29 protein-coding genes are annotated in these 24,889 nt (G+C 63.3%); 14 read left to right on the forward strand and 15 right to left on the reverse strand.

From position 1 onward, the window contains the following. Window positions 1-2: 2 nt before the first annotated feature. Complete coding sequence (locus ABFX19_RS02025; protein WP_056543571.1) at window positions 3-212, reverse strand: dodecin; 210 nt, start codon at window positions 210-212, stop codon at window positions 3-5. Between the two features lie 169 nt (window positions 213-381). On the opposite strand from ABFX19_RS02025, the gene ABFX19_RS02030 reads away from it, so the two are divergent. The 4 genes from ABFX19_RS02030 to ABFX19_RS02045 all read left to right on the forward strand — a co-directional run bounded on the left by ABFX19_RS02030 (window position 382) and on the right by ABFX19_RS02045 (window position 3,917). Next, window positions 382-819, forward strand: a complete 438-nt coding sequence (locus ABFX19_RS02030) for a VOC family protein (protein WP_346027294.1) — start codon at window positions 382-384, stop codon at window positions 817-819. Between the two features lie 50 nt (window positions 820-869). Next, window positions 870-1,826, forward strand: coding sequence for a 1,4-dihydroxy-2-naphthoyl-CoA synthase (locus ABFX19_RS02035; protein ID WP_346027295.1), 957 nt, complete (start codon window positions 870-872; stop codon window positions 1,824-1,826). A 6-nt stretch (window positions 1,827-1,832) separates the two neighbouring features. Next, window positions 1,833-2,966: an AMP-binding protein gene (locus ABFX19_RS02040; RefSeq protein WP_346027296.1), complete on the forward strand. Its 1,134-nt coding sequence runs from the start codon at window positions 1,833-1,835 to the stop codon at window positions 2,964-2,966. Window positions 2,967-3,032: 66 nt separating this feature from the next. Continuing rightward, window positions 3,033-3,917 carry a 1,4-dihydroxy-2-naphthoate polyprenyltransferase gene (locus ABFX19_RS02045; protein ID WP_056543559.1) on the forward strand — a complete coding sequence of 295 codons (885 nt, stop codon included), beginning with the start codon at window positions 3,033-3,035 and terminating at the stop codon, window positions 3,915-3,917. A 34-nt stretch (window positions 3,918-3,951) separates the two neighbouring features. On the opposite strand, the gene ABFX19_RS02050 is transcribed toward ABFX19_RS02045, so the two are convergent. Then, complete coding sequence (locus ABFX19_RS02050) at window positions 3,952-4,245, reverse strand: DUF4229 domain-containing protein (RefSeq protein ID WP_056543557.1); 294 nt, start codon at window positions 4,243-4,245, stop codon at window positions 3,952-3,954. Between the two features lie 30 nt (window positions 4,246-4,275). Here ABFX19_RS02050 and ABFX19_RS02055 point away from each other — a divergent pair, with 30 nt between their 5' ends. The 4 genes from ABFX19_RS02055 (at window position 4,276) to ABFX19_RS02070 (ending at window position 7,465) form a co-directional block, all read left to right on the forward strand. Continuing rightward, a complete protein-coding gene (locus tag ABFX19_RS02055) occupies window positions 4,276-4,662 on the forward strand; it encodes a PLD nuclease N-terminal domain-containing protein (protein WP_346027297.1) in 387 nt (128 codons plus the stop codon). 268 nt (window positions 4,663-4,930) lie between these two features. Continuing rightward, on the forward strand, window positions 4,931-5,413 hold the full coding sequence (locus ABFX19_RS02060) for an Lrp/AsnC family transcriptional regulator (RefSeq protein ID WP_277357728.1): 483 nt from the start codon (window positions 4,931-4,933) through the stop codon (window positions 5,411-5,413). Window positions 5,414-5,532: 119 nt separating this feature from the next. Continuing rightward, on the forward strand, window positions 5,533-6,828 hold the full coding sequence (locus ABFX19_RS02065; protein WP_277357729.1) for a sensor histidine kinase: 1,296 nt from the start codon (window positions 5,533-5,535) through the stop codon (window positions 6,826-6,828). Further along, the gene (locus ABFX19_RS02070) at window positions 6,821-7,465 is read left to right on the forward strand and encodes a response regulator (RefSeq protein WP_277357730.1); all 645 of its coding nucleotides are present in this window, start codon (window positions 6,821-6,823) and stop codon (window positions 7,463-7,465) included. Before ABFX19_RS02065 ends, ABFX19_RS02070 begins: the two co-directional genes overlap by 8 nt. Window positions 7,466-7,485: 20 nt before the next feature. On the opposite strand, the gene ccsB is transcribed toward ABFX19_RS02070, so the two are convergent. From ccsB to ABFX19_RS02095, 5 genes are all read right to left on the reverse strand, one after another. Continuing rightward, complete coding sequence (gene ccsB / locus ABFX19_RS02075) at window positions 7,486-8,517, reverse strand: c-type cytochrome biogenesis protein CcsB (protein WP_277357731.1); 1,032 nt, start codon at window positions 8,515-8,517, stop codon at window positions 7,486-7,488. Further along, window positions 8,517-10,205 carry a cytochrome c biogenesis protein ResB gene (gene resB / locus ABFX19_RS02080; RefSeq protein WP_346027298.1) on the reverse strand — a complete coding sequence of 563 codons (1,689 nt, stop codon included), beginning with the start codon at window positions 10,203-10,205 and terminating at the stop codon, window positions 8,517-8,519. The genes ccsB and resB overlap by 1 nt, the downstream gene beginning before the upstream one ends. A gap of 31 nt (window positions 10,206-10,236) precedes the next feature. Beyond that, complete coding sequence (locus ABFX19_RS02085; protein ID WP_346028019.1) at window positions 10,237-11,004, reverse strand: cytochrome c biogenesis CcdA family protein; 768 nt, start codon at window positions 11,002-11,004, stop codon at window positions 10,237-10,239. Window positions 11,005-11,039: 35 nt separating this feature from the next. Next, window positions 11,040-11,612: a TlpA family protein disulfide reductase gene (locus tag ABFX19_RS02090; protein ID WP_346028020.1), complete on the reverse strand. Its 573-nt coding sequence runs from the start codon at window positions 11,610-11,612 to the stop codon at window positions 11,040-11,042. A gap of 86 nt (window positions 11,613-11,698) precedes the next feature. Beyond that, window positions 11,699-12,364, reverse strand: a complete 666-nt coding sequence (locus ABFX19_RS02095; protein ID WP_277357733.1) for a histidine phosphatase family protein — start codon at window positions 12,362-12,364, stop codon at window positions 11,699-11,701. 202 nt (window positions 12,365-12,566) lie between these two features. On the opposite strand from ABFX19_RS02095, the gene ABFX19_RS02100 reads away from it, so the two are divergent. Together ABFX19_RS02100 and ABFX19_RS02105 are read left to right on the forward strand one after the other, a co-directional pair. After that, on the forward strand, window positions 12,567-13,118 hold the full coding sequence (locus tag ABFX19_RS02100; protein WP_346027299.1) for a YceI family protein: 552 nt from the start codon (window positions 12,567-12,569) through the stop codon (window positions 13,116-13,118). A 113-nt stretch (window positions 13,119-13,231) separates the two neighbouring features. Further along, window positions 13,232-13,900 carry a hypothetical protein gene (locus tag ABFX19_RS02105; RefSeq protein ID WP_277357735.1) on the forward strand — a complete coding sequence of 223 codons (669 nt, stop codon included), beginning with the start codon at window positions 13,232-13,234 and terminating at the stop codon, window positions 13,898-13,900. Window positions 13,901-13,925: 25 nt separating this feature from the next. Here ABFX19_RS02105 and ABFX19_RS02110 read toward each other — a convergent pair whose 3' ends face one another. Beyond that, window positions 13,926-14,636 (reverse strand): redox-sensing transcriptional repressor Rex, encoded by a 711-nt coding sequence (locus ABFX19_RS02110; protein WP_346027300.1) that lies wholly within the window; start codon window positions 14,634-14,636, stop codon window positions 13,926-13,928. Between the two features lie 142 nt (window positions 14,637-14,778). Beyond that, window positions 14,779-15,048, reverse strand: coding sequence for a glutaredoxin family protein (locus tag ABFX19_RS02115; RefSeq protein ID WP_346027301.1), 270 nt, complete (start codon window positions 15,046-15,048; stop codon window positions 14,779-14,781). 133 nt (window positions 15,049-15,181) lie between these two features. Between ABFX19_RS02115 and ABFX19_RS02120 the strand changes: the two genes are divergently transcribed. Continuing rightward, window positions 15,182-16,024, forward strand: a complete 843-nt coding sequence (locus ABFX19_RS02120) for an HAD family hydrolase (RefSeq protein WP_346027302.1) — start codon at window positions 15,182-15,184, stop codon at window positions 16,022-16,024. A 48-nt stretch (window positions 16,025-16,072) separates the two neighbouring features. Here ABFX19_RS02120 and ABFX19_RS02125 read toward each other — a convergent pair whose 3' ends face one another. The 3 genes from ABFX19_RS02125 to ABFX19_RS02135 form a co-directional block, all read right to left on the reverse strand. Continuing rightward, on the reverse strand, window positions 16,073-16,171 hold the full coding sequence (locus ABFX19_RS02125; protein ID WP_003792170.1) for a 30S ribosomal protein bS22: 99 nt from the start codon (window positions 16,169-16,171) through the stop codon (window positions 16,073-16,075). A gap of 197 nt (window positions 16,172-16,368) precedes the next feature. Further along, window positions 16,369-16,581, reverse strand: a complete 213-nt coding sequence (locus tag ABFX19_RS02130; RefSeq protein ID WP_056543520.1) for a helix-turn-helix domain-containing protein — start codon at window positions 16,579-16,581, stop codon at window positions 16,369-16,371. A 154-nt stretch (window positions 16,582-16,735) separates the two neighbouring features. Further along, window positions 16,736-17,815, reverse strand: coding sequence for a 3-deoxy-7-phosphoheptulonate synthase (locus ABFX19_RS02135; protein ID WP_346027303.1), 1,080 nt, complete (start codon window positions 17,813-17,815; stop codon window positions 16,736-16,738). 431 nt (window positions 17,816-18,246) lie between these two features. On the opposite strand from ABFX19_RS02135, the gene ABFX19_RS02140 reads away from it, so the two are divergent. Next, window positions 18,247-19,800, forward strand: a complete 1,554-nt coding sequence (locus ABFX19_RS02140; RefSeq protein ID WP_346027304.1) for an HNH endonuclease signature motif containing protein — start codon at window positions 18,247-18,249, stop codon at window positions 19,798-19,800. Between the two features lie 137 nt (window positions 19,801-19,937). Here the strand turns inward: ABFX19_RS02140 and ABFX19_RS02145 are convergent, their stop codons facing one another. Together ABFX19_RS02145 and ABFX19_RS02150 are read right to left on the reverse strand one after the other, a co-directional pair. After that, window positions 19,938-20,387 carry an ArsR/SmtB family transcription factor gene (locus ABFX19_RS02145; protein ID WP_346027305.1) on the reverse strand — a complete coding sequence of 150 codons (450 nt, stop codon included), beginning with the start codon at window positions 20,385-20,387 and terminating at the stop codon, window positions 19,938-19,940. 111 nt (window positions 20,388-20,498) lie between these two features. Further along, window positions 20,499-21,647 (reverse strand): acetoin utilization protein AcuC, encoded by a 1,149-nt coding sequence (locus ABFX19_RS02150; RefSeq protein WP_346028021.1) that lies wholly within the window; start codon window positions 21,645-21,647, stop codon window positions 20,499-20,501. Between the two features lie 158 nt (window positions 21,648-21,805). On the opposite strand from ABFX19_RS02150, the gene ABFX19_RS02155 reads away from it, so the two are divergent. Together ABFX19_RS02155 and ABFX19_RS02160 are read left to right on the forward strand one after the other, a co-directional pair. Then, window positions 21,806-23,218: a TrkH family potassium uptake protein gene (locus ABFX19_RS02155; RefSeq protein WP_277357740.1), complete on the forward strand. Its 1,413-nt coding sequence runs from the start codon at window positions 21,806-21,808 to the stop codon at window positions 23,216-23,218. Then, entirely contained in the window at window positions 23,211-23,879 is a 669-nt protein-coding gene (locus ABFX19_RS02160; RefSeq protein WP_056543507.1) for a potassium channel family protein, read from the forward strand. Before ABFX19_RS02155 ends, ABFX19_RS02160 begins: the two co-directional genes overlap by 8 nt. A gap of 37 nt (window positions 23,880-23,916) precedes the next feature. Here the strand turns inward: ABFX19_RS02160 and proC are convergent, their stop codons facing one another. After that, a complete protein-coding gene (proC, locus tag ABFX19_RS02165; RefSeq protein WP_346028022.1) occupies window positions 23,917-24,750 on the reverse strand; it encodes a pyrroline-5-carboxylate reductase in 834 nt (277 codons plus the stop codon). Between the last annotated feature and the right edge of the window lie 139 nt (window positions 24,751-24,889).

Raw genomic sequence — 24,889 nt, forward strand, 5'->3', positions numbered from 1 at the left:
AGTCAGTCCTCCAGCCGGAAGCCCAACTTGACGGTGACCTGCCAGTCGGCGACGGCGCCATCCACAAGATGACCGCGGATTTCCTTGACCTCGAACCAGTCGAGATTCCGAAGGGTCTTCGCTGCCTGGGTCACTGCGTTGTTGACTGCCGCGTCCACCCCGTCCGGCGACGTTCCGACGACCTCGGAAATGCTGTAAGTATGGTTCGCCATGCTTCCTCCTGAATCCGGGCGCCGGCAACTCCGGCGGGTGGGTGCCACGCTAGTCCTCCCCACCGTCGCGGTCCAGCCCTTCGAAGCTCGGCTCCAGCCATGTATCGCGGACGCGAATCGTCCGGAATCTTCCGGATTGAGCCGGCGGACGCGCCTACCCTCTTGTTTCATGACGTACAGCATCCAGATAGTGATCGACAGCGAAGATCCCCACACGCAGGCAGGCTGGTGGGCGGAAACCCTGGACTGGAGGGTGGAGCCTACGGACCAGGACTTCATCGACAAGATGCTCGCAGAAGGTTATGCGCAGCAGAGCGACCTCATCGAGCACAACGGCATCCGCGTCTGGAGCACCGGTGAGGCAATCTGCCGGCCGGACGAGGACGGAAAAACGGGGCGGCAACGCGTCCTCTTCGTCAAGGTCCCCGAGCCCAAGACGGTCAAGAACCGCACGCACCTGGACATCCGTCTTGACGGTGATGACAAGGACGCCGTGCGGGCCGCACTGGAAAAGCGTGGCGCACGGTTCCTGTACCAGGGCAATGAAGGCCCGCACATCTGGTACACGATGACGGATCCGGAAGGTAATGAGTTCTGCGTGAGCTAGCCGGCCCACCACTTTGAAGTTCCCCCCGTCTCCAAAGCTAGACTCGATTGGTGACCACAGATCTCCCACCCCAGGTATCCGATGTCTTCGACCCTGCCCGCTGGCGGCTCGTGGAGGGGTTCGAGGATCTGCAGGACATCACCTACCACCGCCACGTGGACCGCAGCCAGAACCGCGGCGCCGGCACACGCGATCTGCCGACTGTCCGCATTGCGTTCAACCGGCCTGAGGTCCGTAACGCCTTCCGCCCTGGCACGGTGGATGAGCTGTACCGCGCAATGGATCACGCACGAATGACCCCGGACGTTGCAACGGTCCTCCTCACAGGCAACGGCCCTTCTCCCAAGGACGGCGGGCACTCCTTCTGCTCCGGCGGTGACCAGCGGATCCGTGGGCGGGATGGGTACAGGTACGCAGAGGGTGAGACCAGGGAGACCATCGACCCGGCACGCGCCGGCCGGCTCCATATCCTTGAAGTCCAGCGGCTGATGCGGACCATGCCCAAGGTGGTCATCGCCGTCGTCAACGGGTGGGCAGCAGGCGGCGGGCACAGCCTTCACGTTGTGTCGGACCTAACGATCGCCTCCAGGCAGCACGGCAAGTTCAAGCAGACCGACGCGACCGTAGGCAGCTTCGATGCCGGCTACGGCTCGGCGCTCCTCGCGCGCCAGATCGGCCAGAAGAAGGCCCGCGAGATTTTCTTCCTCGCCAGGGAGTACTCGGCCGAGGACATGGTGGCCATGGGCGCCGTGAACCAGGCCGTTGACCACGAGCGGCTCGAGGACGTGGCGCTTGAGTACGCGGCAGACATCGCGAACCAGAGCCCGCAGGCAATCCGCATGCTCAAGTTCGCGTTCAACCTGGCCGATGACGGCCTGGCCGGCCAGCAGGTCTTCGCCGGCGAGGCCACGCGCATGGCTTACATGACCGATGAAGCGGTCGAGGGCAAGGAAGCGTTTCTCGAAAAGCGCAGTCCCGACTGGTCCAGCTTCCCCTACTACTTCTAGGCGCCCATGGAACTCTTCCCCGTTCACACTCCGCCCGGCTTCGACCCACATACACTGCTTGCACCTCTCGCAGCGGCCCTTGCCGGTGAAGGACCCGCGGTAGCACCGCACTCCGATGGGCATCAGAGCTTCAATGGCGAACTGCCCAACGATGAGATCGCCGCAGTGCTCAGCACCTCCGGCTCCACCGGCACCCCAAAACAGACCATGCTCAGCGTCGACGCCCTTGCCGCATCCGCCATGGGGACCGCCTACGCCCTGAAGTCCGAGGGCCAGTGGCTGCTCACCCTGCCCGTGCACTATGTGGCCGGCTTCCAGGTGTTGGTGCGCTCGCTGTACGCGGGGACACGGCCGTGGGCGATGGACCTTACCGTGACGTTCAGCCCGGAGCGATTCACGGAAGCTGCCGGTGAGCTGACCGACAAAGTGCGCTTCACGTCCCTGGTTCCCACGCAGCTCCACCGGCTGCTTGAGGACCCGGCCCCCGACACCATCAAGGCGCTCCAGCGCTTCAACGCAATCCTGCTCGGCGGGGCGGCGGTCACCGACGCCCTCCGCAGCAGAGCCCGCGCACACGGCCTGAAGATCGTCCGCACCTACGGCATGAGTGAAACCTGCGGCGGGTGCGTGTACGACGGCGTCCCCCTCGAAGGCGTGCAGCTCACCAACGACGAGGGCCGGCTCTGGATCAGCGGACCGGTCCTGGCGGACGGCTACCTGGGCCAGCCGGATCTCACCCGGGAAAAATTTCCCTTCAACTCCGGCCGGCGCTGGTTCCGAACGGACGACGACGGCACTATTGACGGCGGCGTCCTCACCGTCCACGGCCGCGTGGATGACGTCATCATCACAGGCGGACTCAAGGTGTCCGCGGTCGCAGTGTCCAGTGTCCTTGAGGGCATGCCGGGGGTCAGCGAAGCACTGGTGCTGGGGGTACCGCATCCGGAGTGGGGCGCACAGGTGGCTGCCGCCGTCGTAGGCTCGGTCAATCCGGACGCAGTGCGGCAGCATGCGCAGGAGCATCTTGGGTCACACGCGGCCCCAAGGATTGTGCTGACGCTCGATAAACTCCCAATGCTGCCCAATGGCAAACCCGACCGGATGGCCGTGCGCGCACTGTTCGAGCAGTCAGCGCTGTAGCGAATCCGCCCGCAGGTTCAGGGCATCCAAGCGAAAATCCAGAGAACAGATAACCGGAGGAGCACCGTGGCAACAGCTGCGCAATGGGTGGAGGGAGCGCGCCCCCGCACACTTCCCATGGCGGTGGCGCCCGTCATTATCGGCTGCGCTGCGGCTTTTGACCTCGGCGCGTTCAAACCCGTCAACGCCCTGCTCGCCGCACTCGTCGCCATCCTCCTGCAGGTGGGAGTGAACTATGCCAACGACTATTCCGACGGAATCCGCGGCACGGACAACGACCGCGTCGGCCCGCTGAGGTTGACGGGTTCCGGGGCCGCGAAGCCGCGGCAGGTGAAGTGGGCGGCCTTCGGATGTTTCGCGCTGGCGATGCTCGCTGGAATCGCACTGATTGTGCTCTCCCAGGCGTGGTTCCTGCTGCTCGTGGGCCTCGGCTGCGTAGCCGCTGCGTGGGGCTACACGGGCGGGCGCAATCCCTATGGCTACATGGGCTTGGGCGACCTGTTTGTCTTCGTCTTCTTTGGACTGGTCGCTACCCTCGGAACCACCTACACGCAGGCAGGTCAACTGAGCGGCCCGGCATGGGTCGGTGCGGTCTGCACGGGAATCATTGCCATGGCGCTGCTGATGGCCAACAACGTGCGGGACATTCCCACCGACCGGGAAGCCGGCAAGCTTACCCTCGCTGTCCGTCTCGGCGATACCGCCGCCCGTATCAGCTATGTGATGATGCTCGCGGTGGCCCTGCTGCTGCCGCTGCTCCTGGTCTACGACTACCCGTGGGTGCTGCTGGTGCTGCTCCTCATCCCTCTGTGCCTGATGCCGAGCTGGCTGATGCTCAAGGGCAAAAAGCGCCGCAGCCTCATTCCGGTCCTGAAGCAGACGAGCATCATCAACCTCGGCTTCAGCGTGCTCTTCGGCGCCGGTGTGGTGCTCTCGGGAGTGCTGGCCTAGCTTTGAGCGGCCGGGCTACGCCTCCACGGCGGAGCTAGGGCTTGCGGCGGTCGGAATTCACCGGGGTGTTGGGATCCAGGCTGTCCTCGGCGTCCGCATCACGCAATTCACTGGCTGAACGGACCGGCGGAGCTCCGTCACGGAAACGGCGCTGCAGGGAGGACGCGGCACGATTGCGCATCTCGCGGAAGAACAGGTATGTGACGCACCACGCCAGAATTGCACCGGCTATCACCGAGAAGATCGCGCCCAGACCCAAGGAATAGCAGATCACGGAGAACACCGCGACGAAGCCGAGGCGCAGAGCGGTGAATTTTAGGAAAGGCACGTCTCAAGTTTACTCGCCTACAATTGATGCATGCCCCGCCTGCTGCTGCTCCTCGTGATCCTGGGGATCGCCGTCATCATTTACGCGCTGTTCGACTGCATCATGAGCCGGGCAGAATCGGTGCGCAGCATTTCGAAACCCGCCTGGTTCTTCACCATCCTCCTCGTCCCCCTTCTGGGCGCCGGCCTCTGGTTCCTCTTCGGTCGGCCGGGCAGGGACGACCGCCCAGCCCAGCGCCAGAAGCGGGGCCCCACGGCACCGGATGATGATCCCCAGTTTCTGCGAGACCTCGAGGTCAGGCGTCGCCAGGAAGCCCGCGAGGCCGAACAGCGAAAGCGCGACGCTGAGGAACGTGCACGCGAAGCGGAGAAGAAGAAGAACGACGAGGGCACGGCCAGCGACGGCAAGACCGCCTAGGCCGGTACGTAGGCGGTCTTGCGTAGCGCTCAGGCAAAGCCTTGTGGGCTACCTGACACGGCTGCGGGTTGATGTTCCCTGACAGCCGCGGCACAGTGTTCCCGAGATGGTGTCCCGTTTCCACTTCCATGTCACCTATTTGACGGTCTGTGCAAAGATTTGCACAACAGCCCTTGGTCTGGATAGTCAGAATGACTACGCTGAATGAAATCCTTCCGACAATAGTGGTCAATCTGACCAGCCCCCACCTGGAGAGCTCCGCAGACCGATGAACAAGGAACCGCGCCACACCAGAGATGCCATTGACCGGGCTGTGCTCGAGGCACTCGACGCCGAGCCTCGGATGACCATTCTCGCGATCGCCCAGCGGACGGGCCTGGCCCGAGGCACCGTCCAGGCCCGCCTCGACCGATTCGAGCGTGAAAGAGTCCTCAGGCCGCACAACGTACGGATTGATCCGGAGGCACTGGGCATGGGAATTTCCGCGCATGTCGCTGCCGAGCTGGATCAGCACCGCATAGACCTCGCTGTTGAGGGACTGCGCGCCATTCCAGAGGTCATCGAATGCCTTGCGCCTGCAGGCGAGACAGACCTGCTGTGCCGCGTGGTGGCCCGGGACCCTGACGATCTCTACCGGGTGTCCGAGGAAATCCGCCTGTGTCCGGGAATCCTGCGGACCAGGACCAGCATGTTCCTGCGCCAACCGATTCCCTACCGGATGGCGCCCCTGCTGAGGGCGATCGCGGGTTAGCAGGCATCCTCCCGCCATTGTGCGGTAAACACTCCGCGGGCAGTGGGCGCCGGCCTCCGCAATCGTCGGTCAACCATTCGGTTGATGTCGCTGTCGCCCGGCGCGGCTAGGGTTGCTGTATGCGAGACCCCGCGAGCACGGCCGGATACATGGCCGCTCCAACCGTCCTGCGGATGCTCCGGATCACCCTTCACGCCGGTTTCCTGGCACTGCTTCTGGTGGGAGTGGCGGCGACCGCAAGTTCCGAACCCGGCCCGGCAGTCGTGTATCCGGTTCTTCTCTTCTCCCTGTGCCTCGGCGGACTGTACCTGGCCGGAACCATCAGCGAGAAGCGGGCCGCCAAGCGGCAGGTGGTGCCGCCGTCGTCGTCGCATGGAACCCGCTACGCCCGGTTCTGGCTGGCCGGAGTCACCGGGCTCTGGATTGTCCTCATGGTGCTCAGTGCCGACTTCTCCTGGCTGGCATTCGCCCTCTTCTTCCTGCACCTGCACCTGCTCAGCACCAGGCATGCAGTGGTTGCGATCGTCCTCCTGACCGGCGTCGTCATTGCGGCCCAGTGGAGCCGCGAGGGAGAGCTCCAGGCGCCGATGATCCTCGGTCCGACGTTCGGTGCGGTCTTCGCGGTAGTCATGACGATCGTCTACCAGAGCCTCTACCTGGAGGGCGTCAACCAGCGGCAGGCGCTCGAGGAGCTCCGGCGCACCCGTTCTGAGCTTGCACGGACGCAGCACCAGGCCGGAGTGCTCACTGAACGGGAGCGTCTGGCCCGGGAAATCCATGACACGCTGGCGCAGGGCCTGTCCAGCATTGTCCTCATCTCACGTGCAGCCGAAGCCTCACTCGAAGCCGGGGCAACGGATACGACGCGGGAACGCATTCGCACGGTGCAGCAGGCGGCGTCCGACAATCTTGCGGACGCGCGCCGCTTTGTGCGCGGGTTGAGTGCGGCTGAAGGTGATCCCGAATTCCTCGTCGGCAGCCTGCGCAGAACCTGCGCAAGCGTCGAACAGCAGGCAGCAGCCCAGGGCACCAGCCTGCGTTGCCGGTTTGAGATTGACGGCACACCCGTCCGGATGCCGGCTCCGTACGAGGTTGCTCTCCTGCGTGCCGCGCAATCGGCTCTGTCCAACGCCCTGCAGCACTCAGGGGCGGGCACCGCCGTCGTCACGCTCACCTTCGTGGGCTCAGAGGTAACGCTCGATATCTACGACAACGGCAGGGGGTTCAATGTGGATGGTGCACTTGAGTCTGCGATGAAGCGGACAGATGGAACCGGATTCGGGCTGAGGGCCCTGCGGGAGCGGATCAGCGCCTTGGGCGGAGTTCTTGACATCGAATCCGAGGCAGGTGAGGGCACCGTCGTCGGCATCCGTTTGCCCCTGCTGCCGTTTGATGACGGGACAGCGGATGACTGAGATCCGCGTACTTCTGGTGGACGACCATCCGGTTGTCCGGGCCGGCCTGAGGGCAATGCTCAACGACTTCGACGGCGTCTTCGTGGCCGGAGATGTGGCTGACGGCGCTGCCGCCCTGGCAGAAGTACAAAAACGCGCGGCCCTCGGTCACCCGGTGGATGTTGTCCTCATGGACCTCCAGATGGGCGAAGGCATGGACGGAGTCACGGCGACGCGGAGCATCCGCGCGCTGGCTGACCCGCCGCAGGTGCTGATCCTGACCACTTATGACACCGACGCGGACATCATCGCTGCTGTGGAGGCCGGAGCCGGCGGATATCTGCTGAAAGACGCTCCGCCGGAAGAAATCCGTCGAGCGGTGCAGTCCGCGGCCCGCGGACAGACAGCGCTCGCACCGGAAGTAGCCGCGCGTCTGATGGGCCGCATCTCAAGCCCGACGACGTCCCTGAGCGCCCGCGAGATCCAGCTGTTGGAACTCCTTGCCACCGGCATGCCGAACCGGCGTATTGCCAAAGAGCTGTTCATCAGCGAGGCAACCGTGAAGACGCATCTGGTCCATATCTACGACAAGCTCGGCGTGGACAACCGCACCGCCGCCATATCAACGGCGAGACAGCAACGCATCATCAGGAGCTGAAGGCTTAACTTCGCGTTGGATCAGACTCCGGCGTAGCTGTGCAGTCCCGAGAAGTAGATGTTGACGATCGTGAAGTTGAAGACGATGCACAGGTAGCCGACAATCGAGAGCCAGGCCGCCCTTGTCCCGGTCCAGCCACGGGTTGCCCGGGCGTGGAGGTAACCGGCGTAGACCACCCAGATCACAAAGGTCCAGACTTCCTTGGTGTCCCAGCCCCAGTACCGGCCCCAGGCCTTCTCCGCCCAGATTGCGCCCGCCATGAGGGTGAAGGTCCACAGCACGAACGCGATCGCGTTGATCCGGTAGGAGAGATTCTCCAGGCTCAGCGCGGAGGGAACCAGCCGCATGAACGGCAGCCGGTCTTCACCGCCGGAGGCGAGACGTGCAACCCGGCTGGCCTGGATCAGCTGAAGTACGGACATCGCGAAGGTCAGGGTGAAAAGGGCGGAGGCAGCAACGGCCACGGACACGTGGATGATGAGCCAGTAGCTCTGCAGCGCAGGCACCAGGTTAGCCACCGGCGTCGGAAATCCAATGGTGGCCGCGCACAGCATGACTACCACGAGGCCAATCACGAAGGTTCCGAGGAAGCGCAGGTCCTTGCGGGTGAGCACCAACAGGAAGACGACGGCGACCACCAGCCCGCCGGTGGTGCAGAACTCGTACATATTGCCCCACGGCACGCGGCCAGCGGCAACGCCGCGGGTGACAACAGCTACTGCATGGATCACCGCAGCAACGATGGTGAGCGCGACGGCGATGCGGGCGGCGGAGCGTCGCTCTCCCTGATAGTCCATGGCGTCGTCGGCGGTTGAGCCCGTTGGAGCGCCGTCAGCGGATGCCTTTCCGCGCTTGCCTCCGGCCACGGCGCCAGCAAGCACCAGCTCCCGGTCCTTGGCGGATTCCGCGAGACCGGCTTCAATCTCGCGGATGCGCCGGCTGCTCTTGACGAGGTCCCAGGTGAACGCGAGGAATCCCACTGTGTACGCCAGGGCAGCGAGCAGCATGAAGAGCTCGCTGTACTGTCCCAGGGTCTGGTTTATGTTCTGCATCAGTTGTCCTTACCGCTTCCGGGCGCTGACGCCCCCGCGTGCGCTGTCTCATTCTCGTCGTCTTCGGTGCTGTCTGCCAGCCAGCGTTGCCGGAGCAGTTTTTCGATCGCTGCCCCTTCGCCCGCCAGACGGTGGTCTTCACCGCGCGCCAGCAAGCCGTACTCGACCGTGATGCTGCCGTCAGTGCGTGTGCCGGTGGCAATCCAGACCCTGCGTCGGCCGATGAACAGGGACGCGCTGAGCCCGGCAAGCGCAAGCGAGGAAAACACCAGGGCGCCCAGCTCAGCCGGGTCATGCGTGATGTCCAGGGCTGCATAGCGGCGCAGCCCGTCGAAGGTGATGGAGCCCTTGCCATCGGGCAGTTCGAACGTTTCCCCGGCGTCGAGCACAATGCCGCCCGCCTCGCTGTTCCGGCTGTTCAGCTCGGTCAGGGTGTCCGTGTCCAGAACGTAGACGTTCTGCGGATTTCCGTCGTCGAGTCCGAGGTCACCGTAGTAGGAATTGAGGTTCAGCTGCGGAAGGAAGGGGTCCGGGTCGCGGGAGAAGGAGACGCCGTTCTCGTCAACTGCTGCGGTGGGCAGGAAGAACCCGACAAAACCGAGCTGGTCCGGCTGTGCGTCCGGTACTTTCAGCACGATGAGGGAGGTGAAGAGTCCGTCCTGTGGAATGGACACAACAGGTCCCTGGTGCGCAATGTTGCCCTCGCCGTCGCGCACCGTAATGACGGGGGCGTAGCCATTGCCTACCAGGTACACGCTGGTGCCGCCGATGGTCAGCGGTTCATTGACCTTCAGGATCTGCTCTTCCGGTTCAGCCCCCGGAGCGGTCCTGGTGGTCATGGTGGCGGTGAAGTCGATGGGCTGGCCGTAATGCGTGAGCTGCCGGTCAAACTGCACCTCGAAGTCCTCGAGCGTGATCGAATACGGGTCCAGGTTGTCTTCGGAGAAGTTGGTGCCCGGCGTGAAGGAGTCATAACCCACCAGCGTGTTCACGAAGGTCTCACCCTCGATCAGGATTTTCTGCCCCCGGTATCCGAACAGCCCACCCACGGCAACGGAAATGAGCACGCCGATAAGGGACACGTGGAACACCAGGTTCCCGAGCTCCTTCAGGAATCCCCGCTCTGCGCCGACGGAGGGCCGCGCACTGTTTTCATCTCGCACATCCACCCGGTAGCCGCGCTTCTTCAGCACAGCTGCGGCGTCGACGACGGCGGCACCCGCCGAGACGGGCCGCTCCCCTCCCCGGCGGCTGGGCTGGGACTGTTGCGCGGCCGGCAGGACGAATGTCCCGTGAGCGGGCATCCGCGAGAGCCTGCTCGGAGTCCGGGGCGGCTTCGACCGCCAGGCACGGCCGTGGACCATCGCGCGCGGGATGACGCACCCGATCAGTGAGATGAACAGGAGCAGGTAGATCGCTGAGAACCAGACGGACGAGTAGACATCGAACAACTGGAACCAGTCCAGAATGGGTCCGGTCTCCGGATTGTCCTGAATGTACTGGGTGACGACTGCCGGGTTTGCCGGGCGTTGCGGGAAGAGCGAACCGGGCACGGCGGCGACCGCCAGCAGGAGCAGCAGGAAGAGGGCTGTACGCATACTCGTCAGCTGAGTCCACATCCAGCGCACGGTGCCGAGGAATCCAAGAGCGGGCAGCGCGACGCCGTCTTCTCGCTCCTTCGTTGCCATGGAGTCTTCCTTTGGTTTAGCCATCAGTTGTTCAGATCGGTAACGTCACGCCGCCGAGCCACTGCTGAAGCTCGTTGATCCACAGGTTCCAGACACCGGACGCCATGAGCACGCCGACCAGTATCAACATTCCGCCGCCGGTTCGCTGCAGCAGCAGCCGGTGGCGTCGGAAGAATTTCATGGCTCCCATCCCCCGCCGCAGTCCGAGCGCGATCAGCAGGAAGGGCAGTCCCAGGCCCAGGCAGTACACGAAGGTGAGGAGCGCGCCTTTGGCGGCACTGGCGCCGTCGTTGGAGAAAGCCAGCAGTTGCACGGCTGAGAGCGTGGGCCCGATGCAGGGCGCCCAGCCAAGACCGAAGGTGAGGCCCAGCAGCGGCGCACCCCAGAGGCCGCTCGGTACGCGGGCGTGGAGCTTCCGGTCCTGTTGGAACCAGGACAACCCGCCCATGAAGACGATGCCGAGCACAATCACCACGAGCCCGAAGATCCGGATCAGCCACTCCTGCGAGCCTGCCAGCCAGGCTCCCAGCTGACCGAAAAGCGCTCCGTACGCCATGAACACTGCGGAGAACCCGACGACGAACAGCCCGATTCCCGCGACCATCCGTCCACGCTTCTGCTGCTCCAGATCCACACCGGTGAGTCCGCTGACGTAGCCGAGGTACCCGGGCACCAGGGGCAGCACACACGGTGATACGAAGGACACCAGGCCTGCGAGCAGCGCCACTGGCAGAGCAAGGAGCATTGAACCGTTCAGGACCGTATCGGCAAAGGCATTCCCGGCCGGCGCGAGGGCCATAGCGGCACCGAGTGGGAGGGAAGCGGACACAGCCACTACTCGGCCAGCGCGGAGTCAATGAGTGCGCTGAGGGTTCCCTTGTCGGCCAGGCCCAGTATGCGGGCCGAAACGCGGCCCTCCTTGTCAAGCACGAGAGTTGTCGGCACAGCCTGCGGCGGGACGTGGCTGGTCATCGCCAGGAGGACCCCGCCGTCGGAATCGTTGAAGCTGGGGTAGGGAATGCCGAAGTTGCGCTCGAAGGCCTCGGCGTTCTCCTTGCTGTCCCTGATGTTGACGCCGTAGAACTGCACATCCTCCGACTGGTACTCCTCATGCAGCGCAACGAGGTCCGGAGCCTCTTCCCGGCAGGGTGCGCACGCTGCGTACCAGAAGTTCAGTACCGTCACCTCTCCTGGCCACGCGGATGAGGAAACAGTTTCGCCGTTGTAGAGGGTCCCCTCGATCTGGACGGGTTCACCGCGTTCGGCAGCGGCGTACTCGGTGACGGAACCATCGCCGGCAATGTAATTCTTGTTGCTGCCCTCGGCCGCTTGCTGGGCCAGCGGGTCCTGTGCAGCACAGCCAGAAAGGACAACGACGGCGGCAATCGCCGACGCGGCAAGGCACATCAGTGCGCGGCCTGGCCGGCGGCGCGGGGCGGCTTCAGTTTGAGTCACAACGGCTTCCACGAGTTCTACAACGTGTAGTAATTGTATTACGCTCCCGGGATGTTCTTCGCGCGCGGCAATAGATCAGCACAGGGCTCCTCATACCGCACGCCAGTGAGCTGGTCGCCGTCGAAATAGAGGGAGGTTACGGAGCTCAACGTGCATTTACGCTGGCGCGGATCATGCCACAACCGCCGGTTCTCGGCTGCCAGCCGCGCAACCCAGATGGGCAGCTGATGGCTGACCATGATCGCCTCGGCGTCCTTGCCGCCGGAAGCTTCCAACGCCGCGCGCCGCGCATCATGGACAGCGGACATGACGCGCTCAACCTGGGCACTGTACGGCTCACCCCAGGATGGAGTGAACGGGTTTCGCAGGGACTTCCAGTGCCGGGGGTGCTTGATCTGCTGGGCGACCTGCGCCATCCCCTCGAACCGGTTCTCCGCCTCGATGATGCGCTCATCGGTTACAACGGTGAGGCCGAGCTCACGAGCTGTCGGTTCAGCGGTCTCCTGTGCGCGCGTGAGGGGTGAGGCGACGAGATGCACGATGTCGGCGCCGTCGTTCCTGCGCTCCGCAAAGTAGCCCGCAACCCGCTCGGCCATCTCACGACCGAGCTCTGACAGATGGAACTCGGGCAGGCGGCCATAGAGGATCCCGTCCGGGTTGTGGACTTCGCCGTGGCGCACGAGGTGAACGGTGGCTGAGGGCATGTCATCAAGTTTCGCATCCCTCGCGCCAGAGGGCTAAATCGGCCGGCGACTGGCTGTCGGAAGAGGCGGTAGAGAAAAATATTTGAACATTGAAGCAATTGATGGAATAAAAGATGCAAATGCATGTTTATTAGAGGTACACGCTCGTTCGGTCGCCTCGGCCGCACACCAACCCAAAGCACGACAGATCAGGAGAAACATCATGGCTATCCCCACCGGACTCACTCAGGGCACCTGGAACTTCGACGGCTCGCACAGCGAAGTGGGCTTCAGCGTCCGCCACGCCGGGATCAGCAAGGTACGCGGGAACTTCGACACCGTCGACGCCACGCTGCAGGTTGGATCCTCACTCGAGGATTCGCAGGTCACCGCAACCATCAAGACCGAATCCTTCAACTCGAACGATGAGAACCGCGACGCCCACGTTCGCGGCGGCGACTTCTTCGACGCTGAGCAGTTCCCCGAGATAACTTTCGTGTCCAAGCGGGTCGAAGGCGCCGGCGAGACCTACAAGCTGATCGGCGACCTGACCATCCGCGGGATCACCAAGGAAGTTGCCATCGATACCGAGTTCAACGGTGTTGCTGTTGACCCCTTCGGTGCCACCCGCGCTGGATTCTCCGGCCAGACGGTCATTTCCCGCAAGGAATTCGGCCTGACCTGGAACGCAGCTCTTGAGGCCGGCGGTGTTTTGGTGGGCGACAAGGTGACCATCAACCTTGACGCCGCTTTCGTGGCACCCTCGGCCAACTAGGCTCTTTGCTCACGAATCCCTTCGAGGGGGCGTGCCGGCTTTCCGGCACGCCCCCTCGTTTCTTCTGTCCTGAAAGCCCGACGGCGAAAGCTTGACGGCGGTACGCTGAGCGCATGAGTACGCCATCACACGATCCTTCAGAACGCGATCCGCACCAGCTCTCCGGAACTGAGTCACTCAATCCCAATGAGCCCGGACCAACACAGAACTCCGGTGCGGGCCTCTCCCCCGAACCGCAGAAACCTGCATCTCCATACTCCTACCAGTCGGCCCAGCCCGCAGGGTATGCCTACCCGAGTGCAGCCCGCATGCCGGAACAGGCGCGGCCGCCCCTCCCCAAGGAAGTCAATCTGGCTTTTTGGCTGATCATCGCCGCTGGGGTTCTCAACTTCATCACCACCCTGATGGGATCAGGCACCACGGGTGGGCCGGCGGGAGCGGCTGCAATCGGTGTCGGCATCGGGATCGTTGTCGGCATCCTTACCACCGGCGTATACGTCCTGCTGGCCGTCTTCATCCGCAAGGGACACAACTGGGCACGCATAACCGCCACTGTTCTTGCGGGTATTTCGGTTCTGCTCATGATCATGAGTTGGGTGACGCTCGCCGCGCTGCAGGGCAACGCTGAAGTCCAGGCGCAGCTGGGTGGGGAAAGCCTGCAGCCAAGCGGATTCTCCATCGCGCTGAACGTGCTCGTGGTGCTGCTTGGCGTCGCCGGAGTTGTGCTGTGCTGGCTCAAGCCGTCCAACGCCTACTTCAAGCGGCAGCAAATCACGCACTAGCGCGCAGAAGCTTGCTGGACCGGCCCTACTGGGCCGCGCGGGCGCTGGAACCGGCATCAAGATCCGGATCCTGCGCCCGCTGTGCGTGGTAAGCGAGGATCTGCAGCTCCGTGGCCATGTCCACCTTGCGCAGCTGCACCCGGTCAGGAACCTGCAGCACTACCGGCGCGAAACTTAGGATGCTTGTCACCCCGGCCGCAACAAGTTCATCGCACAACTGCTGTGCAACGCCCGCTGGTACCGCGAGAACAGCCATATTGGCGCGCGTCCTGTGAAGCACGGTTGTCAGATCCTCCACTGGGCTGACGCGCAGCCAGCCGACCTCCGTACCGACGATCATCTGATCTGCGTCGAACAGCGCGACCACCTCGAAGCCCCGCGACTGGAACCCCGAGTACCCGGCGAGCGCACGCCCGAGGTTTCCGGCTCCGACGATGGCCACCCGCCAGTCCTGGGTCAGTCCCAGGGCTGTGGAGATCTGGCTGTTCAGGTACTGGACGTCGTAGCCGACACCCCGCGTGCCGTAGGAACCCAGGTAGGAGAGGTCCTTGCGGAGCATGGGCGAATTCACGCCCGCCGCGTCTGCCAGTTCCTCCGAAGACACTCGTTCAATCCCCTCCGCCAGAAGGGAGTTGAGGGCGCGCAGATAAATGGTCAGGCGGGCGAGCGATGCAGGCGGAATTTGCCTGCCCTGCTGATCGCTCGCGGCGGACCGTAATCCGGGAAGCTCCGACATGGTCACTGGTTCATCTCTCCGTTATTTGTTCGCCGGCGGCCTGAACTGCTCCGCCCGCCCGCCGGAGGATGACGGCGGGATAGTCCCACTTTAGGTCCCTGGTGGAAGCCCTCAAAGTCAGGAGGGCGCTGAGCACAACGGCTCAGGTGAGTAGCCTGCGCAGGCGCGCTTCGTCGATTGTCCAGAAGTCCCGCTGGACCCCGTCGAGAAGCAGAACCGGCACCTCTTCCGAGAATCGTTCCAGCAGATCGGCGTGATCGGCAATCGACTCTTCCCGCCAAAGCACGCCCAGTTCGGCAGCCACGCGGCTCACTATCTCCCGGGCGGCGTGACAGAGGTGGCAGTCCGGCCTCGTCACCAACACGAGGCCCGTGCTCCATTCCGCGACAGGCGGTTGGGTCTGCTGAGTCATGGTCCACAAGCTTACTGGCCGCGGGCTCCGTGCAGGTCGCCATTACGGAACGCCCTCGAAGCGTGAAAAATCGGCTGGTTGCTGTGGGTGTCCGCGGACACGCTGAACGCCAACCAGTGATTAGACTCGTGCTATGTCCGCAGCCAGCCTCCGACCCGCAGTCGAGCCCGGGTCTTCCACGGAGACTGTGCCTGCCGAATCTTCTCCGCTGGGCGGACCGGCCGGGGAAGCAGCATTTTTCGACGTCGACAACACGATGATGCGCGGCGCCAGTCTCTTCCATGTGGCGCGCAAGATGTACCAGCGGCGCGCTTTCACGCTCCGTTTTGCCGCAGGGCTGGCCTGGAAACAGCTGCGCTTCGTGATGCGCGGCGAGAACATGACCGACATCCATGCTGTCCGTGATGCCGCTCTTGCCTTCGCTATCGGCATTGCGCATGAAGATGTGCTGGCCCTTGGCGAAGAAGTCTATGACGAAATGATCGCGTCGAAGATCTGGCCGGGAGCGCGTGCCCTCGCGGAACAGCACCTCCGCAACGGGCGCCGCGTCTGGTTGGTCACGGGCACTCCCGTCGAAGTGGCCAGCGTGATCGCCAACCGGCTTGGGCTCACGGGTGCACTCGGCACTGTGGGAGAGGTCTCTGAGGGCTTCTACACAGGCAAGCTCGTGGGTGAGTTCCTCCACGGGCCGGCAAAGGCCACGGCCGTCAACGAACTTGCCCGGAAAGAGGGCCTGGACCTGTCCCGCTGCTGGGCGTACAGCGATTCCTACAACGATGTGCCACTGCTCAGCATTGTTGGCCACCCGATCGCTATCAACCCTGACCATCGCCTTCGCAAGCACGCCCGTGACTCCAACTGGCCAATCTATGATTTTCGAAGCGGCCGCCGTGCGGCAACATTGGGGCTCAAGGCAGCAACGGGAGCCGGTGCCATCTACGGCCTGTGGCGCGGCTTCACCCGCATGAGAGGCTAGTCCTTAAATGCAAAACCGGTCCGCCTCACTGGCGGACCGGATGCGATGCTACTTCTTGTTGCGGCGCTGGTGGCGGGTCTTGCGAAGCAGTTTGCGGTGCTTCTTCTTCGCCATCCGCTTGCGGCGCTTCTTGATTACTGAACCCATAGAGTCCTCACAAACTATTCATTCCGGTTCCGGACAACCTCTACCGCATGAACTGCGGCAGGGGCGTTCGAATCTGACAAAAGACGCACATCGCGGTGACGTACATCATGCGGCCGCACATACGACCGTCTACGCAAAACGCTTCTTAACAGAGTACCCGCTCAGACCGGTCTCCCTGACCGGCACCATCCGCGACCCTAGCCTGTACCCGACTCACCCTCCACGGATGCGGAGCGCAGATACTGTTGCACAGCGGATTCGGGCACCCGGTAGGAACGCCCGAACTGAACCGCCGGCATGTCCCCTGAGTGCACCAGCCGGTATACGGTCATCTTCGATACCCGCATCACTTCGGCAACTTCCGCAACTGTCAGGAAGCGCACGTCGGAGAAGTTGCTGCCGCTCGCCATCTCACCACTGTCCTTTTCTCTGGAGCTAACCCTGAGAGGCGCGCCCACCGCACTTGATGGAACGCCGGACGGCGTGTCGCCTTGAGACCTGAGGATTATCCGTCTAGGGAGATACTCTAGTGGTTCCTGTGACCAAAGTGAAAGCACGCCAAGGTCACGAAACGCCACCCTGACGACGCCGGCGCGAACCTCTCGCGAGATCGCCAAGCACCGATGCCGTAACACCCCAGCCCATGCAGGCGTCGGTCACGCTCTGGCCGTAGGCAAGTCTGCCTCCAGCTGTCACATCAAGTTTCTGCGCGCCCTCTACGAGGAAACTTTCCAGCATGACGCCGGCTATGGTGCCGGAACCGGATATTGCATCCGCAAGTTCCCGGGCGACGTCCGCCTGCCGCCGATGGTCCTTGCCACTATTCGCATGGCTGGCATCCACGATGAGGCACTGGTTCTGACCTGCCGCAGCAAGCGCGGCAGAGGCGTGCGCAATGTGGGCGGGGCTGTAGTTCGGGCCGTCGGATCCGCCGCGAAGGATCAAATGGGTGTCCGGGTTTCCGGTGGTCGAGACGAGGGCTGCGCGTCCGCCCTCATCGACCCCCAGGAAGGTCTGCGGTGCACCTGCGGCAGCGCAGGCGTCGAGTGCCACCCTGACGCCACCGTCGGTTCCGTTCTTGAACCCCACGGGCATGGACAGGCCGGAGGACAGCTGGCGGTGGATCTGGCTCTCGGTGGTCCGGGCGCCGATTGCACCCCAGCTGATCAGGTCCGCAATGTATTGGGGGCTGATCGGCTCGAGGAACTCGGTGCCAAGTGGAAGTCCCAGGGCGGCAACCTCTTGAAGGAACCTACGGGCCGTTCGCAGGCCGGCGGCAATATCATGGCTCCCATCCAGGTGCGGGTCATTGATCAACCCTTTCCAACCCACCGTGGTGCGGGGCTTTTCGAAGTATGCCCGCATAACCACCAGCAAATCTTCGCGGTGCATTTGCGCGGCGTCAGCCAGCATGCGCGCGTACTCGATACCGGCGTCGGGGTCATGGATTGAGCAGGGACCGACGATGACGAGCAGGCGATCATCCACGCCATTGAGGACTGCCCGGATTTCTTCGCGCGAGCGGCGGATTGATGCTGCAACCTCGGAACTGACAGGAAGTTCAGCGAGAACTGCGGCGGGCGTGGGCAGCGGATCAATGCTGCGGACATTGAGATTGGAAGAGGCTGAAGTAAGGGTTTTCATGGTCCCGGCTTTCGAAGGTGGTTCTCCGGCGGGGCTGTCCTACAGAACCCGCCGTGGAAACGACGAAGGGCAGGAAACGTGTCCTGCCCTATTGGCTCTGAAGGTGTTGGTCAGCGTGTCAGGCCGCAGGCTCCTCCAGAGCCAACGCAAAATACGCATACCAACGGGTTGTCATGAAACGAGGTTAGACGGCGCCATCTGAATTGTGAACTTTGGTATCGGTATGTGACGGCTGACGCTGAAAGTTCTCCAACGCTGAAAGTTTCCCACATCCCCTTTCTTTCGAAGATATCTTCTAATAGAATGAAGTATGAGCCTGACAGCCGCACTCGACGCCCTCCCCGGCGAACGGCTGCGCGCTCTCCCAGCCTTCGGATTCGATGATCCGGCCGGTTGCTCCGAACCTTCGATCAGCGAGCTGAAGCAGCTCCTTGCCGCGTACACCTCGCGTTTGGTGGCCGAGTTCGCGGGAATGGGACAGGATCAACGTCGCCGAGCATTTGACCGGGATCGAGGATCTGTCCCGGACGGTCGAGTACCTTCAGCTCGTTGCGGCAACGGCAGTGGATCGCAGCAGCGCCGCAGCGGGCGGCAAGCCCACCGACACCAACAACACCACGACCGACAACGGGACCCCCACCGGTGGTGGTGTCGGTTTCGCGTTCGGTTTGTCCGGTCAGTCCGGTGGGCGTTCGGCCTACCGGTGCACCGCCGGATACCTGCAGGACCGGCTACGGATCAGCAGAAGCGAAGCCAACCGCCGGCTCCGCCTCGGCGCGAAACTCATCCCCCGCACCACACTCACCGGAGAACCCCTACCCGCCGCCTGTGCACACCTCGCAGCGGCGGTCTCAGCCGGAGTGGTGTCCGGCAAAGCAGCCACCATGATCAACAGCGCACTGGACCGCGCACAGTTCACCACCGAACCAGCCGTGCTCAACACGATCGAAGCCCAACTCACCGCCAGCGCCACCCGCTTCGATCCCGATTTCCTCACCAAACTCATCGGCCGCGTCGAAGCGCACCTGGACCCCGACGGACCGGAACCGAGCGAGAAGGAACTCACCGCCCGCCAAGGCGTATTCCTCCGCGGCAAAAAACGCGGCCTCCACCTACTCGACATCGCCGCCACCGATGAACAATACGAATACCTCACCACCATCATGAACACCGCCACCAACCCCCGAACCACCAACCCCGGAGACAGCGGAAGCGACGCCAGCACCAGCGGCGGAGCGGGTGGCGACGGCCACACCAGCGACAGCAGCACCAACGGCGAAGCGGGCGGCGAACAGTCCGAAGCACCCGCCGAGACCAGGACACGGGCACAGCTGCTCCTGGACGGACTCGTCGGAGCCTGCCAGATAGCCTTGGCCACCGACAAGCTACCCGCCACCGGCGGGCAGCGGCCGCAGGTACTCGTGACCATCGACTACCAAACACTCCTCGGCGACCTCGAAACCCGCACCGGAGTGTTTTCCCCCGCCACCGGTACGTTCACCGGCACTTCTGCTGGCCCATCCGCCACCGGACCGTCGACCGACGCCTCTTTCTCCTCAGCCGGCGGCGCTTCGCTCGCCTACACCGGGCCCGTCAACGCCCGCACAGCCCGCAAAATCGCCTGCGACGCCGACATCATCCCGGTCGTCCTCGGCGGACAAGGCGAAATCCTCGACCTCGGCCGCACACAACGGCTCTTCACAGCCAAACAACGCAAAGCCCTCATCGCCCGAGACCAAGGCTGCGCCTTCCCCACCTGCACCATGCCTGCCCACTGGACCGAAGCCCACCACATCCAACCCTGGTCACACGGCGGAACCACCAGCACCGACAACGGAATACTTCTGTGCAGCCACCACCACCATCTGATCCATCAAAACGAATGGACCATCCAGATACGGGACCGCCTCCCCTGGTTCATCCCACCCCCACACCTCGACCCACACCAACAACCCCAACGCAACCACTACTGGACACTCTGCTGAACAAATCGCGCGCACTTAGCCGGACGTCTCAGGCAGCAGGGACAGCTGAAACGACTAGTGCCGGCGAGCCCAAATCCCCGCGCCCTGAACAGTCAGCAGGTAAGCAGAAGGCCGTGGGCACGGAGCACCCACGGCGGCTACTCCTTGCGGCGGCGCAGCTTCGGAAACTGGGACAGAAGGTCGGCAGCGCGTTCGGCAGCTCTGCCGACGGTCCGCCCGAACGGTTGAGCGCCATCGATGGGAGTAACGCCCGGCCCTACTGAGACCAGCGCATCGAGTTCCGGTTCCAGGACGGCTGGCGGGAGCGAGGAGTTGACCTTCTGAGCGGGCAACTGGAACTCGGCAAGCCAGGAGGCAACGGTGAGCAATGGCTCCGGCTCGAGTGAATAAAAGCGCTTCTGGCCCTGCGCCCGCATGGTGACAAGCCCTGCTTCCCGCAGAACTTTGAGGTGCTTCGAAACCGTGGGCTGGCTCACTTCAAGCTCTAGCACCAACTCACCCACCGCTTTGTCCCCGTCCCGCAATGAGCCCAGAATCTGGCGGCGGGTGGCTTCGGCGATGACCCCGAACACATCATCCATGACCATCCCATTACCATATCCGTATATGTCGAAAGCGGCATCCCTCGGTTTCCCACAGGGGTTGCTGGCAGCAGCCGTGCGTCAGCCAACACCATCCAGAGGGTCAATCGAACCAGGTCAATCGAACCAGGGATCCAGCCCGTGAAGCGGAAATACGGCTTTGCGTGTTGCCATGATCGACCGGTCCAAATTCTCGTTTGGGTCAAACCCGGCTTCCCACGACTGCCACCAGGTGTCAGAGCCATCACCCATTAAGGAAGGTGCTTCGCGACCAAAGCGCTCGGCGACATACGTCCGCCACGGGGCGGGTACCGGCGTCGTCAGTGTGATGTCGGCACCGGCTGCCACCGCCGTAAGGAGGGTCCACGAGCGCGGCACAACCGAAGTGATGTTGTACCCGCCGCCACCGGTCGCGATCCAACGGCCGTCACAGTGCTGCGAGGCGAGATCACGAACCGCTACCGCTGCGGCATGCTGGGCATCGACGGTGATGCGCAGGTTGGTGAGGGGATCGTCCACGTGACCGTCGCAACCGTGCTGACTGACGATCACCTCAGGCGCGAATGCGGCGGCCAGCTGCGGCACAACGGCATGGAACGCCCGCAGGAATCCGGAATCCCCGGTGGTAGTGGGCAGCGCGACATTGACCGCGTACCCGGAAGCCGACGCACCGCCGATCTCGTTTGGGAATCCCGTTCCCGGAAAAAGGCTCATGCCGGTCTCGTGAAGCGAGATGGTCATGACGCGTTTGTCATCCCAGAAAATCTCCTGGGTCCCATCTCCATGATGAGCATCGACGTCGATATAGAGCACGCGTTTCACACCGGCATCCAGCAGCCGTTGGACCGCTGCAGCGGCATCGTTGTAAATGCAGAACCCGCTTGCCCGGGCCCGGCCGGCATGATGCATTCCCCCGCCGAAGTTCACGGCATGCTGAACGGTGCCGGACAGGACTGCATCAGCTGCAGCAAGAGAACCGCCAACCAATCGGGCACTGGCGGAATGCATTCCGGCGAAGGCAGGAGTGTCGTCAGTTCCAAACCCCGATGTGCCATCGCAGGCCTCGGGATCCTCGTCCGCCGCCTTGACGGCTTGCACATACGAGGCGTCATGGACCGTCCGTAGACTGGCTTCATCGGCCACATCCGGAACCTCCACGGAAACCTGCGGAAGGTCGAACAAACCCAGCTCGCGAATGAGTCGGGCAGTCAGCTCAAGCCGCTGCGGATTCATGGGGTGATGGGCACCGAAGTTGTACGCGAGCATGGATTCGTCCCACACCACTCTCGTTGCAACGGCGGGAACGGAGCTACTGGCCACTCAAGCAGGCTACGCGATCCGGACCCGTCCTGCCCACGGCGCAGGAGTGGAAGTGATTTACTACTCGAAGGACTCAGCAGGAGAAACGGAGCGGATCAGCAAGCATGGCACGAACACACCCCTCCTGGTTAGGAGGGGAAGACCAGGTTCATCTGCAGCTGCTTGGCCGGGCACGCGACTTCATCGACAGCGTAGTAAACAGTTCACCGGCACGCGTTGCGCTGTTGGTCTTTGCCCTGGTTGTCCTCATTTTCACCGGATTACTCAGCCTCCCGTTCGCCAGCAGCACCGGCGAAGTCACTCCCCTGCACGACGCCATGTTTACAGCGGTCTCCGCAGTGTGCGTAGTGGGACTGACTGTGGTGTCCACGGCAGCCCACTGGTCGTTCTTCGGTCAGTTGATCATCCTCATCGGCATCTTCGTCGGCGGGCTCGGAACCCTCACCCTCGCCTCGCTCCTGGCACTGGTGGTCAGCAAGCGGCTCGGCGTCCGCGGCAAGTTACTCGCGCAATCCGCATTGAACAACGCCAGCCGCCTCGGTGAAGTGGGCACACTGCTGCGAATCGTCATCACCACCTCCGTCGTGGTGGAACTGGTGCTTGCGCTGGCCCTGATCCCGCGCTTCATAATCCTCGGCGAACCGTTCTGGCTAGCAGTCTGGCACGGATTCTTCTACGCCATCTCGGCTTTCAACAACGCCGGATTCACTCCGCACTCGGACGGCCTGGTGCCCTACGAAACCGATCTCTGGATCCTCATTCCGCTGATGATCGGTGTGTTCGTCGGAAGCCTCGGATTCCCGGTCATCCTCATCCTCGTCCAGTTCCGCCACCACGTCCGGAAGTGGAGCCTGCACACCAAGCTCACCATCAACGTGTCCCTCATCCTCGTGTTCGCCGGGATGGTGCTGTGGGGGCTGATGGAATGGTCCAATAGCCGAACCATCGGCGACCTGAGCGGCAGCGACAAGGTGATCAACGCGCTCTTTGCCTCGATTATGACCCGCTCCGGCGGCTTCAACCTGGTCGATCAGGGACAGATGGAGCCGACAACGATGCTCCTGACTGACGCCCTCATGTTTGCCGGAGGCGGGTCGGCCTCCACGGCTGGCGGCATCAAGGTCACAACCATCGCCGTCATGTTCCTCGCGATCCTCGCCGAAGCCCGCGGCGACTCGGACGTCAGCGCTTACGGACGGAAGATTCCGCAGGGCGCCATGAGGGTGGCCATCTCTGTCATCTTCACCGGCGCAACGATCGTGCTCATCGGCACGGGCCTGATCCTGTGGATCTCCGGAGAGGAGCTGAACCGGGTCCTCTTCGAGGTCATTTCTGCTTTCGCAACCTGCGGGCTCAGCACCAACCTCAGCGCCGAACTTCCACCGGAAGGAAAGTACGTGCTCTCGGCCCTCATGTTCGCCGGACGCCTCGGAACGATTACCGTTGCTTCTGCGCTTGCCCTGCGGCAGCGCAGCACGCTCTACCACTACCCCGAAGAGAGGCCGATCATTGGCTGACAGACCAGCACACAATGCGCCCGTACTCGTGATCGGGCTGGGACGATTCGGCTCAGCCACGGCGGAACAGTTGGTGAAGCAGGGCCGTGAGGTCCTTGCGATCGAGAAGGACCAGCAACTGGTTCAGAAGTGGTCGGGCACACTAACCCACGTGGTGGAGGCCGACGCCACCAATATCGACGCGCTTCGCCAGCTCGGCGCACAGGAGTTTCCCGCCGCCGTCGTCGGTGTGGGAACCTCCATTGAGGCAAGCGTCCTCATCACCGCCAATCTGGTGGACCTCAATATTGACAACCTCTGGGTCAAGGCCATCACACCCTCACACGGCAAGATACTGAAGCGCATCGGCGCCAATCACGTGATCTACCCCGAAGCCGACGCCGGGCAGCGGGCCGCTCACCTCGTGGGCGGGCGGATGCTCGACTTCATCGAGTTCGACGACGGCTTTGCCATCGTGAAGATGTACCCGCCGAAAGAAACGCAGGGCTTCACCCTTGGCGAATCGGCGGTGCGCTCAAAGTACGGGATCACTGTGGTCGGTGTGAAGTCACCCGGTGAGGACTTCACCTACGCCCGGCCGGAAACTAAAGTGACCAGCCGCGACATGCTGATCGTCTCGGGACACGTGGACCTCCTCGAGCGCTTCGCCGCCCGCCCCTGAGTGCCTGCCTACCGCCCGTCCGGCTACCGCTGAACGATCAACCGCCGAGTTCACGGGTGATGGCAGCGGCACGCTCAGCTGCCGCCCGGGCGCCCGCAGCCACGATATCCGGCAGGCCCTGCTCATCGAAGGTGGCAATCGCGCGCTCCGTTGTTCCGTTCGGGCTGGTCACTGCCGTGCGTAGTGCCGTTGCGTCAGCACCCTCCTCCGCAAGCATGAATCCGGCACCGGCCACGGTCTCGGTAGCGAGCAGCTTCGCGAGTTCCTCATCGAGGCCGAGCTTGACCCCGGCGGCCGCCATTGCCTCGGCAAGGTAGAACGCGTACGCCGGCCCGGAGCCGCTCACCGCAGAAAGGGCATCGACCTGCGCTTCCGGGATCTCGACGACGGTGCCCGCGGCTCCCAGGACGGTGCGCGCCTGCTCCATGAGCTCGGGCGTCGCGCTGGTGCCGGCGGAAATGGACAGCACGCCGCGACCAAGACTCGACGGCGTGTTGGGCATGCTCCTGATGACCGGCTGGCCCTCCGGCAAAGCCGCCTCAAGCATGGCGAGGGAGATAGCAGCGGCAACACTGATCACCACCGTGCCCGGCTTCAGTGCCGGTGAGATTTCCCGTGCCAGGTCAAGGATGCCAACTGGCTTCACCCCCAGCAGTACGACGTCGGCCTTGGCCGCCGCTGTGCGGTTGGCATCCGGGTCCTTCACTGATGACAGAACGGACACGCCGTTCCTTCGGGAGAGATCGGCCGCCTTCTCAGGATTTCGTACAGTGGCGGTCACCTGCGCCGGAGAAAGCCCGGCGGCAAGCAAGCCCGCCAGAATTGCGCCATTCATGGAGCCGCAGCCTAGAAAGGAAATGTGCTGTGGGATGTTGATAGCCATCGGCCCATCGTGTCATGAGGAAGTGATTCCCAGCATCCTCACAGCCTGCATGGGGCTGAATATCCAGAAATAGCAGTACAGTCGTTATTACCTCATAAAGGTGCGAGTGATGAGACCGGGCTCTCCC

Source organism: Arthrobacter parietis (assembly GCF_039530425.1).
Lineage (GTDB): Bacteria > Actinomycetota > Actinomycetes > Actinomycetales > Micrococcaceae > Arthrobacter_D > Arthrobacter_D parietis.